This is a genomic window from Opitutia bacterium ISCC 52 (assembly GCA_014529675.2).
In the GTDB taxonomy this organism is placed as follows: domain Bacteria; phylum Verrucomicrobiota; class Verrucomicrobiia; order Opitutales; family UBA2995; genus UBA2995.
In genome coordinates this window covers 511,406-524,863 of the sequence record CP076040.1, presented here as the reverse complement: position 1 = coordinate 524,863, position 13,458 = coordinate 511,406, and the positions used below count along the sequence as shown (strand labels likewise).

The 13,458-nt window shown below is 47.7% G+C and carries 14 protein-coding genes; 10 read left to right on the top strand and 4 right to left on the bottom strand.

Going from position 1 to position 13,458, the window contains the following annotated elements:
* Window positions 1-24 precede the first annotated feature (24 nt).
* Window positions 25-531 (bottom strand): peptidylprolyl isomerase, encoded by a 507-nt coding sequence (locus GA003_02250; GenBank protein QXD28819.1) that lies wholly within the window; start codon window positions 529-531, stop codon window positions 25-27.
* 340 nt (window positions 532-871) lie between these two features.
* Between GA003_02250 and GA003_02245 the strand changes: the two genes are divergently transcribed.
* From GA003_02245 to GA003_02235, 3 genes are all read left to right on the top strand, one after another.
* Entirely contained in the window at window positions 872-1,585 is a 714-nt protein-coding gene (locus GA003_02245; GenBank protein ID QXD28818.1) for a hypothetical protein, read from the top strand.
* An 81-nt stretch (window positions 1,586-1,666) separates the two neighbouring features.
* Window positions 1,667-2,110, top strand: coding sequence for a response regulator (locus GA003_02240; protein QXD28817.1), 444 nt, complete (start codon window positions 1,667-1,669; stop codon window positions 2,108-2,110).
* A gap of 72 nt (window positions 2,111-2,182) precedes the next feature.
* Window positions 2,183-3,508: a PQQ-binding-like beta-propeller repeat protein gene (locus GA003_02235; protein ID QXD28816.1), complete on the top strand. Its 1,326-nt coding sequence runs from the start codon at window positions 2,183-2,185 to the stop codon at window positions 3,506-3,508.
* On the opposite strand, the gene GA003_02230 is transcribed toward GA003_02235, so the two are convergent.
* Window positions 3,505-3,768, bottom strand: a complete 264-nt coding sequence (locus GA003_02230; GenBank protein QXD28815.1) for a hypothetical protein — start codon at window positions 3,766-3,768, stop codon at window positions 3,505-3,507. The two genes, GA003_02235 and GA003_02230, sit on opposite strands and share 4 nt — an antisense overlap.
* Before the next feature lie 34 nt (window positions 3,769-3,802).
* Here GA003_02230 and GA003_02225 point away from each other — a divergent pair, with 34 nt between their 5' ends.
* From GA003_02225 to GA003_02210, 4 genes are all read left to right on the top strand, one after another.
* On the top strand, window positions 3,803-4,525 hold the full coding sequence (locus tag GA003_02225; protein QXD28814.1) for a class I SAM-dependent methyltransferase: 723 nt from the start codon (window positions 3,803-3,805) through the stop codon (window positions 4,523-4,525).
* Between the two features lie 94 nt (window positions 4,526-4,619).
* Complete coding sequence (locus tag GA003_02220) at window positions 4,620-5,444, top strand: DUF1961 family protein (protein ID QXD28813.1); 825 nt, start codon at window positions 4,620-4,622, stop codon at window positions 5,442-5,444.
* 7 nt (window positions 5,445-5,451) lie between these two features.
* Window positions 5,452-6,852: a sulfatase gene (locus GA003_02215; GenBank protein QXD28812.1), complete on the top strand. Its 1,401-nt coding sequence runs from the start codon at window positions 5,452-5,454 to the stop codon at window positions 6,850-6,852.
* A 28-nt stretch (window positions 6,853-6,880) separates the two neighbouring features.
* Window positions 6,881-8,116, top strand: coding sequence for a VCBS repeat-containing protein (locus GA003_02210; protein QXD28811.1), 1,236 nt, complete (start codon window positions 6,881-6,883; stop codon window positions 8,114-8,116).
* Window positions 8,117-8,121: 5 nt separating this feature from the next.
* Here the strand turns inward: GA003_02210 and GA003_02205 are convergent, their stop codons facing one another.
* Together GA003_02205 and GA003_02200 are read right to left on the bottom strand one after the other, a co-directional pair.
* The gene (locus tag GA003_02205) at window positions 8,122-9,078 is read right to left on the bottom strand and encodes a PQQ-binding-like beta-propeller repeat protein (protein ID QXD28810.1); all 957 of its coding nucleotides are present in this window, start codon (window positions 9,076-9,078) and stop codon (window positions 8,122-8,124) included.
* 196 nt (window positions 9,079-9,274) lie between these two features.
* Window positions 9,275-10,198 carry a DNA alkylation repair protein gene (locus GA003_02200; GenBank protein ID QXD28809.1) on the bottom strand — a complete coding sequence of 308 codons (924 nt, stop codon included), beginning with the start codon at window positions 10,196-10,198 and terminating at the stop codon, window positions 9,275-9,277.
* 123 nt (window positions 10,199-10,321) lie between these two features.
* On the opposite strand from GA003_02200, the gene GA003_02195 reads away from it, so the two are divergent.
* From GA003_02195 to GA003_02185, 3 genes are read left to right on the top strand one after another with little or no spacing between them, the layout of a single operon-like run.
* Window positions 10,322-11,329 carry a Brp/Blh family beta-carotene 15,15'-dioxygenase gene (locus GA003_02195; GenBank protein ID QXD28808.1) on the top strand — a complete coding sequence of 336 codons (1,008 nt, stop codon included), beginning with the start codon at window positions 10,322-10,324 and terminating at the stop codon, window positions 11,327-11,329.
* A 44-nt stretch (window positions 11,330-11,373) separates the two neighbouring features.
* On the top strand, window positions 11,374-12,438 hold the full coding sequence (locus GA003_02190; GenBank protein ID QXD28807.1) for a purine nucleoside permease: 1,065 nt from the start codon (window positions 11,374-11,376) through the stop codon (window positions 12,436-12,438).
* A complete protein-coding gene (locus tag GA003_02185) occupies window positions 12,439-13,440 on the top strand; it encodes an ABC transporter substrate-binding protein (GenBank protein QXD28806.1) in 1,002 nt (333 codons plus the stop codon).
* Window positions 13,441-13,458: the final 18 nt, after the last annotated feature.

The window sequence follows — 13,458 nt, the reverse complement described above, 5'->3', positions numbered from 1 at the left end:
TCTATTCCAGGCTTCCCCGATTCTTTAAGAAACTACCTTGGCTGATTGTATAATTACAGCCTCAACGGGAACATCCTGATGCATGCCTTTATTTCCAGTTGCGACTTGGCTAATGGCATCCACAACTTCCGTTCCTTCAATCACCTTACCAAACACGGCATACCCAAAATCACGACCACCATGGTCCAGGAAAGCATTGTCAGCAGTATTGATGAAAAACTGCGAGGTCGCACTATCCACAACCTGAGTCCTGGCCATTGCGAGTGTGTATTTTTCATTCTTCACACCGTTGTCAGCCTCATTCTTGATCGGAGCATCGGTATCCTTCTGGAGCATGTTTTCCTTAAAACCTCCTCCCTGGATCATAAAATTGGGAATTACCCTATGAAATATGGTGTCCGCGAAGAAATCTTTCCCTACGTAGGAGAGAAAATTCTCAGCGCTGATGGGAGCTTGATCTTGGAACAGCTCTATCGTGATAGTACCTTTTTTGGTCTCAATAGCGACCTTTGGATTGGTTGATTCTGACATAAGCCGTAAAACAAAAGAAAAATTTCGGCTACGATCAAGCAAAGTGCGCAAAATGTTTTGCACTTAAAACGGGGCTGTCATTCGATCGAGGGGACTATATACAGAAAAACGTTTATTTTTTGGATTATTTCGACAAAGTCCTGACCGACTCAATTAACCACTCCCATTTCAACAAGTTGGGCCGGAAAAAGTAAAAAAGGCGGCTCACGCCATTACTCCGTGGAAGAACGTAGCTTTCTACCTATGTATTTTGTTGTTTCTGCTATCCTTTGTTTCGTACATAACAGGTAAAAACTACGGAAACGGTCAGTGGTTGGGCCCTCTACTTTTTGTCCCACTGATGCTTTATTTTCTAGGTATCATGTATGGAGATGTCCCATCCCGCTTCTATCAATTGAGTGGACTGGCGCCTTTTCCGATCCCCTTTTCTATGCAGTTTGACCGTGCCGTTCTGGCAATCGTGCTGCTCTTTTCGGGAATTACGCTGAATGGCATCCTATTACTATTCAGCATTTTATTTGGCGCTCCCACATTCCTGACCGTTCTTTACGGCATCTATATGCTCATTGTTTTGTTTGAGCTACCTCACAGTATACGGATTTTCAGATATCTGCAGCACATTCAGATAATGAGGATGAGTGCCCCTGATTCTGTAAAACTCTTTGAAGATATATCAGCCGACCGGTCGGACGAATTCATCAATTTCGAATCGGACGACAACCCCGTATTTCTGGAAACCGTGTTCAAAGAGTTGAAAAAGGAGGCCGAAACACTCGTCCAACAATATTCACCCCTAGGGCGGGAGCAACAATACGCTCTTAACCTGGCAGTTCGCGCTGGCGAAGCGGTATGGGAAGCACGAGAAAGTGCCATCTACAGTGAAGCGGAAGCACTCCACACAAATCTCAATATCATCTACGCGCTTTGTAAGCATGCTGATATGGAGGCCCCGCCTGACCTCAATGATTTGACGAAAAAGCTGGGGGAGATTCGTGAAAACGACACTTCTGAAGAAGACGGCAATATCGAATCCTTCCCGGCACCAGCAAGTTAGGAGCTTACTAGGTAAACAATGCCCCCAAGACATGACTCATTTCCGAGATAAATCAGAGACGAAAGGCACTCCCAAAATCTAATGACCTCAAGTGATCTGACTCCCGACTTCGCAGAACAATATCCTCATAAGATCCTTATAGTGGAGGATGATCCAATTAACGCAAAAGTGCTGGTTACTATTCTCAAAAAAATGGGAGACTCCGCGGATGTATCAGAGAACGGAGAAGCGTGTTTGAAGGCACTTACAAGCATTCGCTACGACATCATCTTCATGGATCTTAAAATGCCGGTATTAGACGGATACAAAGCTACTGCCCGTATACTAAATTCTGATACCATCACTCATTCCATATTTATCTCTGCATTTACAGCCAATGCTCGGCAGGAAGATCGAGACACCTGTAAGGCGGTAGGCATGCACGACTTTGTTGCAAAACCGGCACTGCCAACTCATATTTTTGAAGTAATAAAAAGAGCACATAGCTGGCTAGAAAAGGCTAGTAACGGCAAAAAAGATCATTAACACCGTCCTCAAATAACTTCCATTCACACACTACACGCTTGCGAAAACTCTATACCGCACCGTAGATTGCGGATGAATCACCCTAAAATGATGCGCCCAGATAAATCGTTTTTTCTTCGCTCAAGCCTGACTGCCCTTCTCCTGGTGGCCATCCTCCAAACCCAAGCAGGGTGCCAACCAACGAAAGAAGCATCCGAGCAACCAGTTGCAGGTGAACTCAACTTTTCAGACACTGATTGGCCCTACTGGCGAGGCCTCAACGGGAACGGCTACGCAAACGTGCAAGAAGCACCTACTGAATGGGGTGAAAATCAAAATATTGTATGGAAGACTTTCATTCCTGGCCGCGGACATAGCACTCCAACCGTGGTGGGAGATAACATCTTCTTACTGACAGCAGACGAAGAAAAACAGACTCAATCCGCTCTATGTTTCGATCGCAACAGTGGAACTCTCAAATGGGAAACGCAGATACATCGAGGAGGCTGGCAAGGACGTATTCATAAACGCAACACGCAGGCGACCCCCACCGTTGCTTGTGACGGTGAACGCATTTTCGCCACACTCATGCATGACGAAAAAATCTGGATTTCAGCAATCGATCTAACCGGAGAGATCCTCTGGCAAAAGAAAGCCAGTGATTTTGTTTCTCATTGGGGTTACTCAACTTCACCAACCATCTACAAATCTTTAGTCATCACATCGGCAGATCATAAGGATGGTGGAGAGCTGACCGGATTTGATCGCGTAACAGGGGAAGTCGTTTGGAAGACCAAGCGACCCAAGACACCGAACTACGCATCACCCATCATTTTCAATCTGAACGGCCAGGATCAAATCGTACTACCCGGCTGCGAGATGATCGGCGGCTACGATCCCAACACCGGCAAGTTAATCTGGTCCTCCCCTGTCACAACGCAAGAGACCGTAGGTAGCGCCATCACCGATGGCACTCGCATCTTTGCCAGTGGCGGTTGGCCAAAAAATGAAACAGCGTGTATCCTGGCCGATGGCTCAGGTGAACTTGTATGGAGAAATTCCATACGCACATACGCACCTTCGATGTTAGTAACAGATGGATACGTTTATACCATGACTGACAAAGGCATTGCCTACTGCTGGGATGCCGAAACCGGAAAGACCATGTGGCGTGAAAAGCTTGGAGGCGACTTCAGCGCATCCTTAGTATTGGTTGGAGACCATCTCTACACTTCTAGCGAGCAAGGTAAGACGATCATTTTCAAAGCCTCACCAGATGCGTTTGAACTGGTGGCCGAGAACCAATTGGGTAATGAGATCTGGGCTACACCGGTTATTTGTGGCGACAAAATATACCTACGGGTTGCTCATCACGAAACAGACGGTCGAAGAGAAGTCCTTTATTGCATTGGTGGCTAAACCAACTGCACCAGCTTATCGGGGTTTCTCAAAGCAAAGATCATCTCAATCCGATCATCCTCGATCTTAAGACTGAAGGCAGTCGTTGGATTTCCGTTCTCATACAGAACGAGTCCTGGTGGACCATTATACCACAACACGGAGGCTTTGTATTCGTTGCCACTTAGCTGCCCATTGGGCGCAATCCGCGTGAAGAACAAAGCCACCACATGGGCAAAAGAAACATAGAGGAAAAAAATCAGAAGTGCTGTTTCCCGCATTGCCATCGTCAGAGAATCGGCCTGAGATAAAGCGATGCAAAAAGCCGCCGCATTCCTCGTCCTGGGAGTATTCCTTTGGCTCGGAGCCACCAAGCCACCTCCTCCGGAACCACTTTACGAACAACGCACAGAAGCCAACCGCGATGGTATTGGAAAGTTCTACCTGGGTCGTGAAATCTCGCACGTCATGGGACACCAGGGTGCGAGCTGGCTCGAGCGTCCGGAGCGTGAACAAGAAGAGCGGACCGACTTGCTGGTTGAAGCGCTCAAGATCAAAGAAGGCGATGTTATCGCTGACATTGGTGCTGGCAGCGGCTACTTCGCTTGGCGATTTGCAAATCAGGTAGGCGAGTCCGGAAAGGTGTTGGCAGTGGATATCCAATCCGAGATGCTCGAAATACTAGCTGAGCAAATGGAGAAACGCGGTGTGGCTGATCGCGTGGAAGGCATACTCGGAACCATCGAAGACCCTAAACTCCCACCAAACTCAACCAATCTGGCCATTATGATCGATGTCTACCATGAGCTCAGCCACCCTTACGAAATGACCCTCAACATGGTCGAAGGACTCAAGCCGGGTGGTCGATTGGTATTTGTCGAATACCGGGCAGAAGATCCGAGTGTAAGGATCAAACGACTGCATAAAATGACCGAAGCCCAGGTTAAAAAAGAAATGACCGCACAGAACTTGGAGTTTGTAGAAACCATCCCCACACTACCCCAACAGCATATCGTTATTTTCAAAAAGCCCGAATAAGCATGCCCCTATTCTGCCGGGAAATCGGCAAGCGACTGGGCAAGAGCATTAAAATTGAAACGCACTAGCTCTGTCCTCGAACAGCACAATTAGCATGAAATATCTTTTGATATACGCCTCTGTTTTTACACTCTTCCTTAGTTCACTGGGATTATTTTCCCAGGTGGGGATCAGAGGAGAAAAACGCCAGGAGTTTTTGAAACTAAACAAGGCCAGCTGGGAGGAAGCCTTTTTTGATTCCTGCACAGAAGATTGGAAAGACAAGTGGGCGCTGGATGGACTTAAAGCAACGATCTCGAATAGCGAAACCGGCATGGATTATTCCGCAGGCAGGGTGGACAAAAAGGATGCGAGTCACGCCGTACTCTGGACCAAAGACCGGTTCAAAGGAGACATTAAAATCGAATATGAATACACCCGAACCGGGACTGTCACCCGCAATGTAACCATTTTATACATACAAGCCACCGGATCTAAGGAAATAGGAGTTCCCTACGACTTAGCTGATTGGGCAGACGTACGCGAGATCCCTGCCATGCGAACCTACTTCAATAACCTGAACACCTACCATATCAGTTACGCGGCATTCGGGAAGAATCCAGTGGATGAAATCGATGATTACATCCGCGCTAGACGATACATGCCACAGTTGAAAAAAGGGCTGACTGGCACCGCGATTGAACCGGATATTTTCAAACGGACAGCACTTTTCGCCCCAGATGTTCCTCATCACATCACGGTCATCAAAACGGGCAAAGAGATCTTCATGATGATCAAGAACCCCGAAAAGGAATACCTTTGCCACTGGAACAATACTCAGTTTCCTCCCATCACAGAAGGAGCCATTGGCTTACGCCACATGTTCATGCGAAGTGCCCGCTACAAGAATTTCCGTATTTCTACTCTAAAATCAAACTAACTACCCCATGCGTTTACTCACTCTGTTTATTTGCGCCCTGACGATAAGCCTCCAGGCACAGTCACTACCAGAAAAGCCCAACATCATTTACATCATGGCAGACGACCTTGGCTGGTCGGATGTCGGCTATAATGGAGCTAAATTCTACGAGACTCCAAACATCGATGCCATGCGAGCCTCAGGCATGGAATTTACTTCCGCCTATCCGGGTGCTTCCAATTGCATGCCATCCCGAGCCTGCATCATCAGCGGCATGTATATTACCCGTACGCAGATGTGGACTCCCGGCGCGGAAGCAAAGGGAAAGAAGGAATATATGAAGTTTCTCGTCCCACGCAAAGGGGACAAAAAAGGAGAAGGTGTCATGCCTTCGAAACTGAACCTGGATCCTTCGGTCACTTCCATTGGGGAAGTCATGAATACAGCAGGGTACAGAACCGCGCATTTTGGGAAGTGGCATATGGGTGCTGATACCCAGGGCTTTGATGTAAGCGACCCAGACGGAGTAGGAGGACCCGTAAAAAACTACTATGGCAAAGTAGGAGTTACAGAGACCCTCAGCGAGGGCACCGTAAAGTTTATTCAAGAAAACAAAGATGACCCATTCTTCATCTATCTGTGCTACTGGGATGTGCATTCGCCGATCCGCGCTCACGACCATGTCAAAGCCAAATACAATGAAAAGCTGGCAAGCGGCGATTGGGATCGAAAATGGAATACGACTTACGCCGCGATGATCGAAGCAGTCGACAAAGGCGTTGGACAAATCCGTGAGGCGGTGAAAGAGGCTGGATTACTTGAAAACACGCTTATCGTATTTACTTCCGATAACGGCGGAGCTTCATTTGCCACTTGGTGTGATCCTCTAAAAGGAGCCAAAGGTGCTTTTTACGAAGGCGGCATTCGTGTAGCAACTTGTATGAGCTGGCCAGGAGTTATAGAAGCGGGATCCGGTTGTGATACCCCCATCACCGGTGTAGATTACATGCCAAGTTTCGCTGAACTATCAGGAGCACGTCTTCCAAACAATCAACCTGTCGATGGCCAGTCGTTTGTCCCTTTGCTCACAGGCAAAGAGACGAAAAACCGTTCTATCTTCTGGCATTACCCACTCTACTTGCAGGGCTCAGACTATAACCAGGTAGTAAATGTTTATGGAACAGATAAGCCCTACTGGCGGGCCACACCTTGTAGTGTCATTCGCAAAGGTGACTGGAAACTCATCCAGTTTTTCGAAACGGATTCGGTCGAATTGTACAACCTCAAGATTGACATCGGTGAGGAGAACGATTTAGCGGGCGCCCATTCTGAAAAAGCTGAAGCCCTGTTGGCCGAGTTAGAGGATTGGCAGAAGCGCACCCGAGCCGTCATCCCCACCGAACTAAATCCAGACTACAACCCAGGCTGATTTATACACCATCGTTATGAACTCTCGCATGAGATCTATCATTTTCTTCCACATTCTTAACGTCTTCTTGGCTCTGGGATGCAGTGGCAAGGAAGCATCAGAACCATGGCACCGTCATACCATTGATAATACCTCTCTCGGAGCGGATGGCGCACGGAGTATGGACGTGAACGGAGATGGCTTGCCCGATATTGTCGCAGGTTGGGAGCAAGGCGGAGTGAGTAGAATCTATTTAATGACTCGTGAGCCGGGACAAAAACCCACTTGGACGCTTGTTGGGGTTGGCCCCGCATTATCAGTCGAAGATGCCCTCCTGGTCGATGTAGATCAGGATGGAGCAGTCGATGTGATCAGCTCAACCGAAGGAAAGAACAAAGAGGTGGTCATTCATTGGGCACCCTCAAATCTAAAGAACTACAAAGACTCCAGGCAATGGGAAACCGAAACACTATTTCAAGATGGTAGTATGTGGATGTATGCCATCGCGATGGATATCGATGGGCAGAACGGACTGGACATCGTGGTAGGCGCAAAAGGGGACGGTGCGAAAATTGGATGGCTGGAATCTCCGGAAAATCCACGAAAGATATCCGATTGGAAATTTCACCCACTTTCAGAAGCGGGCTGGATAATGTCGCTGATCGAAATCGACATGGATGACGATGGCGATTCGGACATCCTCATATCCGATAGAAAAAGTAAACTAGGTGGTATCCGCTGGCTCGAAAATCCTGGAAAGAAGTCGAATCAGTTGCGTAAAGCTTGGACCAACCATTGGATCGCAGACCATCTCAGTGAAGCGATGTTCATTGATACTTTCGATTTTGACGGAGATGGGATTGAAGAAATGGTCGTTCCGTATTACGACGAATCGAATCAAGGCCAAATGAGCATTTTCCGCTCGGAAGATCGTTTAGGCTGGAGAGAAAACCAGATCTCCTACCCTCCCGATATGGGTCGAGCCAAAGCACTCTCAGTGGGTGACATCAATCTTGATGGTCAATCAGATCTCGTTCTGAGCACTGAGGGAGCTTACGAAGGCCGTAGCGGCGTGGTCTGGCTGAAGTATTTGAAATCCTGGGACAATCCCAATTGGTCTGTTCATGACATCAGCGGCCCAGAAGGCCTCAAGTTCGACCTCAACCTCCTTCTCGATCTAGATGGGGACGGTGACCTCGATGTCATCAACACCGAGGAGAACAATAACGCTAAAGACGGAAAAGCTGGCCTGGGACTCATCTGGTATGAGAATCCTACCAGATAAAAAGGCTATAGGTGCTCAAGAAGATCTACCGCCCTTTGCCCATCCACCACTAAACTATTAGACAGAGCATCCCCAAACTCCGTCCAATTGAACCAACTCCAGACGAGCTCCTTGTCGCGGGTGATTTCGACGATTTGGGGATTCTCTTCGCCGGCATGGCAGTTCCCGATAACCAGGTTGCCATTGGGAAGTTCTTGTAGAGTAGTGACCCAGGCTAAGGTTACGCCGGGGATCTCGTTTTGGGAGAGATGCCAGATGATCTCCTTCTCGGGGGTGACCTCGAGGACACTATGACCGTTTCCAGTGGCGATGAGGTAGTTTCCGTTTTTTAATACAATAGCTGAAAAAGTTTTTGCTCCGTATCCCGCAGGTCCATGACCCTTGGCGGGTTTCTTATCAAAAAGAGGGACCTGAAAGTTCCAAACCACTTCCCCGGAAGTATTGTAACGTGCAACTCGTTCCTCCCCTTCATGACTAACCAAGTAGTCTCCATTATCGAGTTTCCGAACAAGTCGTGTATCCCGATGAGGGTGAGGGTCTTTAACCTGTAGAGGTATCTCGGATACCAGCTTACCATTCTTGTCTACTTCTACAATCCGACTGATCCCACTCTCGGCGATCATAGTATTTCCATTGGCTAAACGTTGAAACGCGTGGATCTCAATTTTCTGTCCGTTGAAGCCCTCCGTTTTGCTGCTGTCGTATTCCCAAACGGTTTCTCCAGCTAAATTTAACTCCATCACTTTGGTCCAACCGTTATTGACCAGGATATTTCCATTATCGAGCAGATGAACATCGTGCACCTGTTTGATCGGATGCTTCCACAAGATCTTTCCATCTGAGTCTGCAATTGCGACCTGCTTGCCACCTTCGGCAGCTATTACCAGACGAGTGGCTTCTTCGTCCGAAGGACTACAAGCAATCAGAAGAAAAAGAGATGATAGGGCGATCAATAGCTTCATAGATCCAAGGGTTATGACGATAACTCGAAAAGTCGATACTCTAGGCCAATTCAATGTCACCTTCAGATTCCACAACCCCATTCACGCGCAATTCAAAACGATGAATGCCAGGGTAATGCTTGCGGGTCGAAAGATCGGCAAAACGGTGACGTTTCTCAATAGACATTTCTTTGGCCGATTCCACGCGTTCAGAGATTTATAAGACTATGGGAGAAGTAGTCCCGTTCTTCTTCACAAAGTGAACGATGTATTCCAACCTAAGCTTACCCAGCGAGGCATTTGAAGTCTGTATTTTGGAGCTGAATACGGTAGAGTCGCCAACCGCTATTCTCTTACGGTCCCATTTCAGGGGAGTTACCTGAATGGAATGGGGTGAAGAAAACCCAAATAATTGTAGCACCTCGGTTCGACCTTGCTTCAACAGCGTTCGACAGGCGTGCTTGATTATCCAATCAGTGTCCTCAGATTTACCCTTCCAGCGTTTAACCAATTCAATCACCCGGTCTGGATGATCCTTGCTGATATCGTTGAGGTTATTGGCTACTGATCGGCGAACATACAATTCAGGGTCCTCTTTCAAGATTTCCAGTATAGGGAAAATAGGCGTAGAGTCTTTCTTGAGGTCTTTAAGTGCTGCGGCCCAAGGCAGCCTTGGACGGCAACCCTCGCTGGCCAAGCGCCGGTGATCATAATTCTTGGATTTGGCCCAACGCTCCAACTGCTTGAACATACGTTTCGGATACCGCAGAATAAAAGGACGCACGGCAAACTCCGAAGCACATAACTCGGTGAAGTCCTGCAATGCAGGTATGGACTCATCCGGATATTCCAATCCATAGCGTTGAACAAAGTCCGGAAATACGAGGCAGTCGAATCCTTCAATCCCTGTAGCAACCGATCTCAATAAGCTAAGCGCCTCCGGATAATCGCGGGGAAGGTACTCCCTCAAACAATCAGCCACTCGTCGCATTCGATCCATTAACTCCAACGAACCCCAAGGATCTGATAAAACGGTAGAAACGAAGGCTTGAGCAGAGAAGCCAGCATGCACGGATTCTAGGCTGTTACCTAGCTTCTTAATCGTCTCAGGCCGGAAATACTGGTCCTTCAAATTACTCACGGCACTAGACAATTGAACTTCATTCAACAATGGAACACCGAAAGCCAATAATCCCGCATTTATTGAGTTGGACGGAGACCAACAATTCCCGTAAGTTCAATTCTTGGTTTTTCTTTTGATCCCATGCTACGCATTTTACTCATCGACACCTTCGTCAATCCGGTATGGGAGAAAAAGTGGCTTTGGCTGCTCTTTGTGGGATTCTGGGCGGTAAGTTGGCTCTTCTTAGATTCAGCTCAGACCATACATCTTATATTTTTTCTCTTTGGCTTGGTGGTATTCACGATACCCCATGGGTCATCGGACATATATTTACCCGCTTGGATTTTGAATCCACCCTGGGAAATCCGCCCAGCCTATTGGCTATTAGTCTTTTGTTTTCTTTTGGTGGTGGGAGGAATCGTTTGGGCGCTGAGTTTGATTTCTATAAACTTCGCTGTAGCCCTTTTTACCGGGCTGATCATCTGGCACTGGGGAAGTATGGATGCTCTCTATTTATATCCTGAGAGAGGGCCCGCATGGGTTATAGGATCCATAGGACGAGGCATGCTGGTCTTCATAGCGCCTCTCTATTTTAAACCACTTGAGACACAGGGTCTTATTCTAACCATTCTCCGCGTTGACCATAGCCACATATTATCGACACTGTATTCATTCTCTAAATACTTACTCTATTTTGCTATTTTCCTAGAGCTCCTTTCTTTTCTGGCCAATAAGTTCATCGAAGGCAGAGGATTACCTCGATCTATGGCCGCACACGGTCTCGAATCGTTACTGCTCCTGGTAACCTTTATTTGGGTCAACCCGATTCTAAGCCTAACGTTCTACTTTCTCATACTACATGCCGTCAGGCATATGACTCGGGTATCGGCATATATCCCAGAGGAACGAGGAAACTTGCTCGATACGGGGGGAATCCTGAGGGCCCTGCCCAATCTCTTTCAACGCACAAACTTGATGACCTTTTTGGCCGGATTTGCAATGGCGCTATGGTTCGCCTGGCAATTGTATACTGGACAGAGCTTCCGTGAAGCGTCTCTCGGATGCCTCCTGCCATTAATTCTACTAATGATTCCTCACTCGTTGGTCAGTTTATTGGTGGACTTTAACCCTAAACGATTGAACGACTAGATTCGACATTGGTCATGGTACCGTTTGTGCTGCCATTCATTACTATGAAAGCATCGATTAAATTTCTCATTTGGCCCACATTCTTGCCTGCCATCTCAACTCTTTCTATTTTCGCTGAATCCAAGATCCCAATCAAAGTGGTCGTGGTTTCTATGTTTGAGAATGGTGAGCATACAGGCGACCAACCAGGTGAGATGCAGTTTTGGGTTGAACGTGGCGGGTTTGACGAGCGGATGGATTTCCCCCTGGGACTCCATGATCTTTACTATAGAAACGACGGCACACTACTAACCTGCACGGGGGGAGGGGTCACCAATGCCACAGCAAGTATCATGGCACTCGGGATGGACCCACGGTTTGATTTTTCCAAGGCATACTGGATCATTGCCGGTATTGGAGGGGCTGACCCTACAGACGCTGCGCTAGGAGATGCTATTTGGGCTAAATGGGTAGTAGATGGTGACCTGGCATACGAAATCGATGCCCGCGAAATTCCAGAAGACTGGGACTATGGATTCATTGCCCTGGGTGCAAGAGAGCCGGACACATTGGAAGACGGCTGGACCGTTGAGACTATTTCCTTTCGTCTAAATTCCGATCTAGTGGACTGGGCCTACTCCATAACGAAGGACATTGATTTGGGTGATGACCCGGAAATCGCGGCTTTTAGAAAAAAATTCAAGGGCCTCCCGCAAGCTACCCGCCCTCCCAAAGTCCTCATTGGGGATACACTTGGATCAAGCACCTACTGGCATGGTGAACTCCTAAACAAATGGGCCAATAACTGGATGAAACTTCACTCCAATGGAGAAGCCAAATTCATGACCACAAACATGGAAGACAACGGCACGCTCACCGCATTGCATCGTATGTCTCGTACGGGACTGGTAGATCCGCAACGTGTTCTTGTTTTACGGACCGCCAGCAACTTCTCAACTCCTCCTCCAGGAGAAGATGCAGCCTGGTCAACCACAGCCCACTACCCTGCAGACAGCATACCCGCAAAAGAAGCCGCTTACAAAGTAGGTAGTACGGTGGTTAATGAGCTCATTGGGAATTGGGATCGCTTCGAAAGCAATACACCTGGGAAGCAGAACCCAGGTGCTTGAATGAAATTTCTCAAACGTATCCTTTACTTCACGCTCATTTTTCTGAGCGGCATCCTATCTATTTCCTGTAATAAGAAGCAGCAGGAATCGAATAGGGACCCATCCAATACCTATTATTCGGAGTCCATCCACTTTGCGGATGCCAGAGGGGAGCTCATTGCATTAAAACGCTCAGCCATCAAAATCGTATCCCTGGTTCCGAGTGTAACCGAATACATTTTTGCATTGGATCGAGGGCATTTATTAATCGGACGATCCGATGAATGTGAGCTTCCTGAGAATGCTCTGGAAGTCGAAGTTGTGGGAAGCCCCACTCACATAGCGTCTGAGCGACTGGTAGCTTTGAAACCAGACGTTGTTCTCGTAGGCAAGATGATGGAGGAACACCAGATAACCCAACTCGAGGGCAAAGGGTTTACCATCGTGGTATTTGATCTTCAGAATTGGAATTCCGTTCTCCGCGATCTTGAAATGCTGGGAAAGATATTAGGTGCCGAGGGAGATGTAAAGACCCTGGTCTCTTGGCTGACCCGGAAACGAACCACCGTCGAAGTTGAAATAAATTCATTGGAAGACTCTATGCCGCTATCGACAGTGGTCCTCCACTCCCTCAACCCATTGCGAGCAGCAGGAGCCGGCTCCGTCATTGATGAATTTATTTCTATCTCAGGTGGGTCAAACATCACGGCAGATGGTTCCTCTCACTCATCCATCTTTTCTTTTGAAGAGCTTTTGCAAAAACAACCGGATGTTATTCTCATTTCCACAAAAGCGTCTAATCGTCAGGGCATAAAAGATCTGGCTAAAGATCCGAACTGGTCTCAACTCCCCGCTTTTAAGAATAACCGAGTTTACCTCATAGATGGAGAGACTCTGAAAACACCTGGCCCCAGGCATGTAATCGCCTTCGAACAAATTGCTTCAGCTTTACACCCTGGTATTTTTGATGCCCCCAATGGACTGACACACGTAAATACTCAGCCAGAGCCCCAACGTCCTTAAAACGCTCTTTCCGGCATC

Bases quoted from the DNA above. Each gene is read 5' to 3' on its own strand.
- GA003_02230 (QXD28815.1), bottom strand. From the start codon at position 3,768: ATGCGGGAAACAGCACTTCTGATTTTTTTCCTCTATGTTTCTTTTGCC.
- GA003_02240 (QXD28817.1), top strand. From the start codon at position 1,667: ATGACCTCAAGTGATCTGACTCCCGACTTCGCAGAACAATATCCTCAT.
- GA003_02215 (QXD28812.1), top strand. From the start codon at position 5,452: ATGCGTTTACTCACTCTGTTTATTTGCGCCCTGACGATAAGCCTCCAG.
- GA003_02220 (QXD28813.1), top strand. From the start codon at position 4,620: ATGAAATATCTTTTGATATACGCCTCTGTTTTTACACTCTTCCTTAGT.
- GA003_02250 (QXD28819.1), bottom strand. From the start codon at position 531: ATGTCAGAATCAACCAATCCAAAGGTCGCTATTGAGACCAAAAAAGGT.
- GA003_02245 (QXD28818.1), top strand. From the start codon at position 872: ATGCTTTATTTTCTAGGTATCATGTATGGAGATGTCCCATCCCGCTTC.
- GA003_02195 (QXD28808.1), top strand. From the start codon at position 10,322: ATGCTACGCATTTTACTCATCGACACCTTCGTCAATCCGGTATGGGAG.
- GA003_02235 (QXD28816.1), top strand. From the start codon at position 2,183: ATGAATCACCCTAAAATGATGCGCCCAGATAAATCGTTTTTTCTTCGC.
- GA003_02210 (QXD28811.1), top strand. From the start codon at position 6,881: ATGAGATCTATCATTTTCTTCCACATTCTTAACGTCTTCTTGGCTCTG.
- GA003_02205 (QXD28810.1), bottom strand. From the start codon at position 9,078: ATGAAGCTATTGATCGCCCTATCATCTCTTTTTCTTCTGATTGCTTGT.
- GA003_02225 (QXD28814.1), top strand. From the start codon at position 3,803: ATGCAAAAAGCCGCCGCATTCCTCGTCCTGGGAGTATTCCTTTGGCTC.
- GA003_02185 (QXD28806.1), top strand. From the start codon at position 12,439: ATGAAATTTCTCAAACGTATCCTTTACTTCACGCTCATTTTTCTGAGC.
- GA003_02190 (QXD28807.1), top strand. From the start codon at position 11,374: ATGAAAGCATCGATTAAATTTCTCATTTGGCCCACATTCTTGCCTGCC.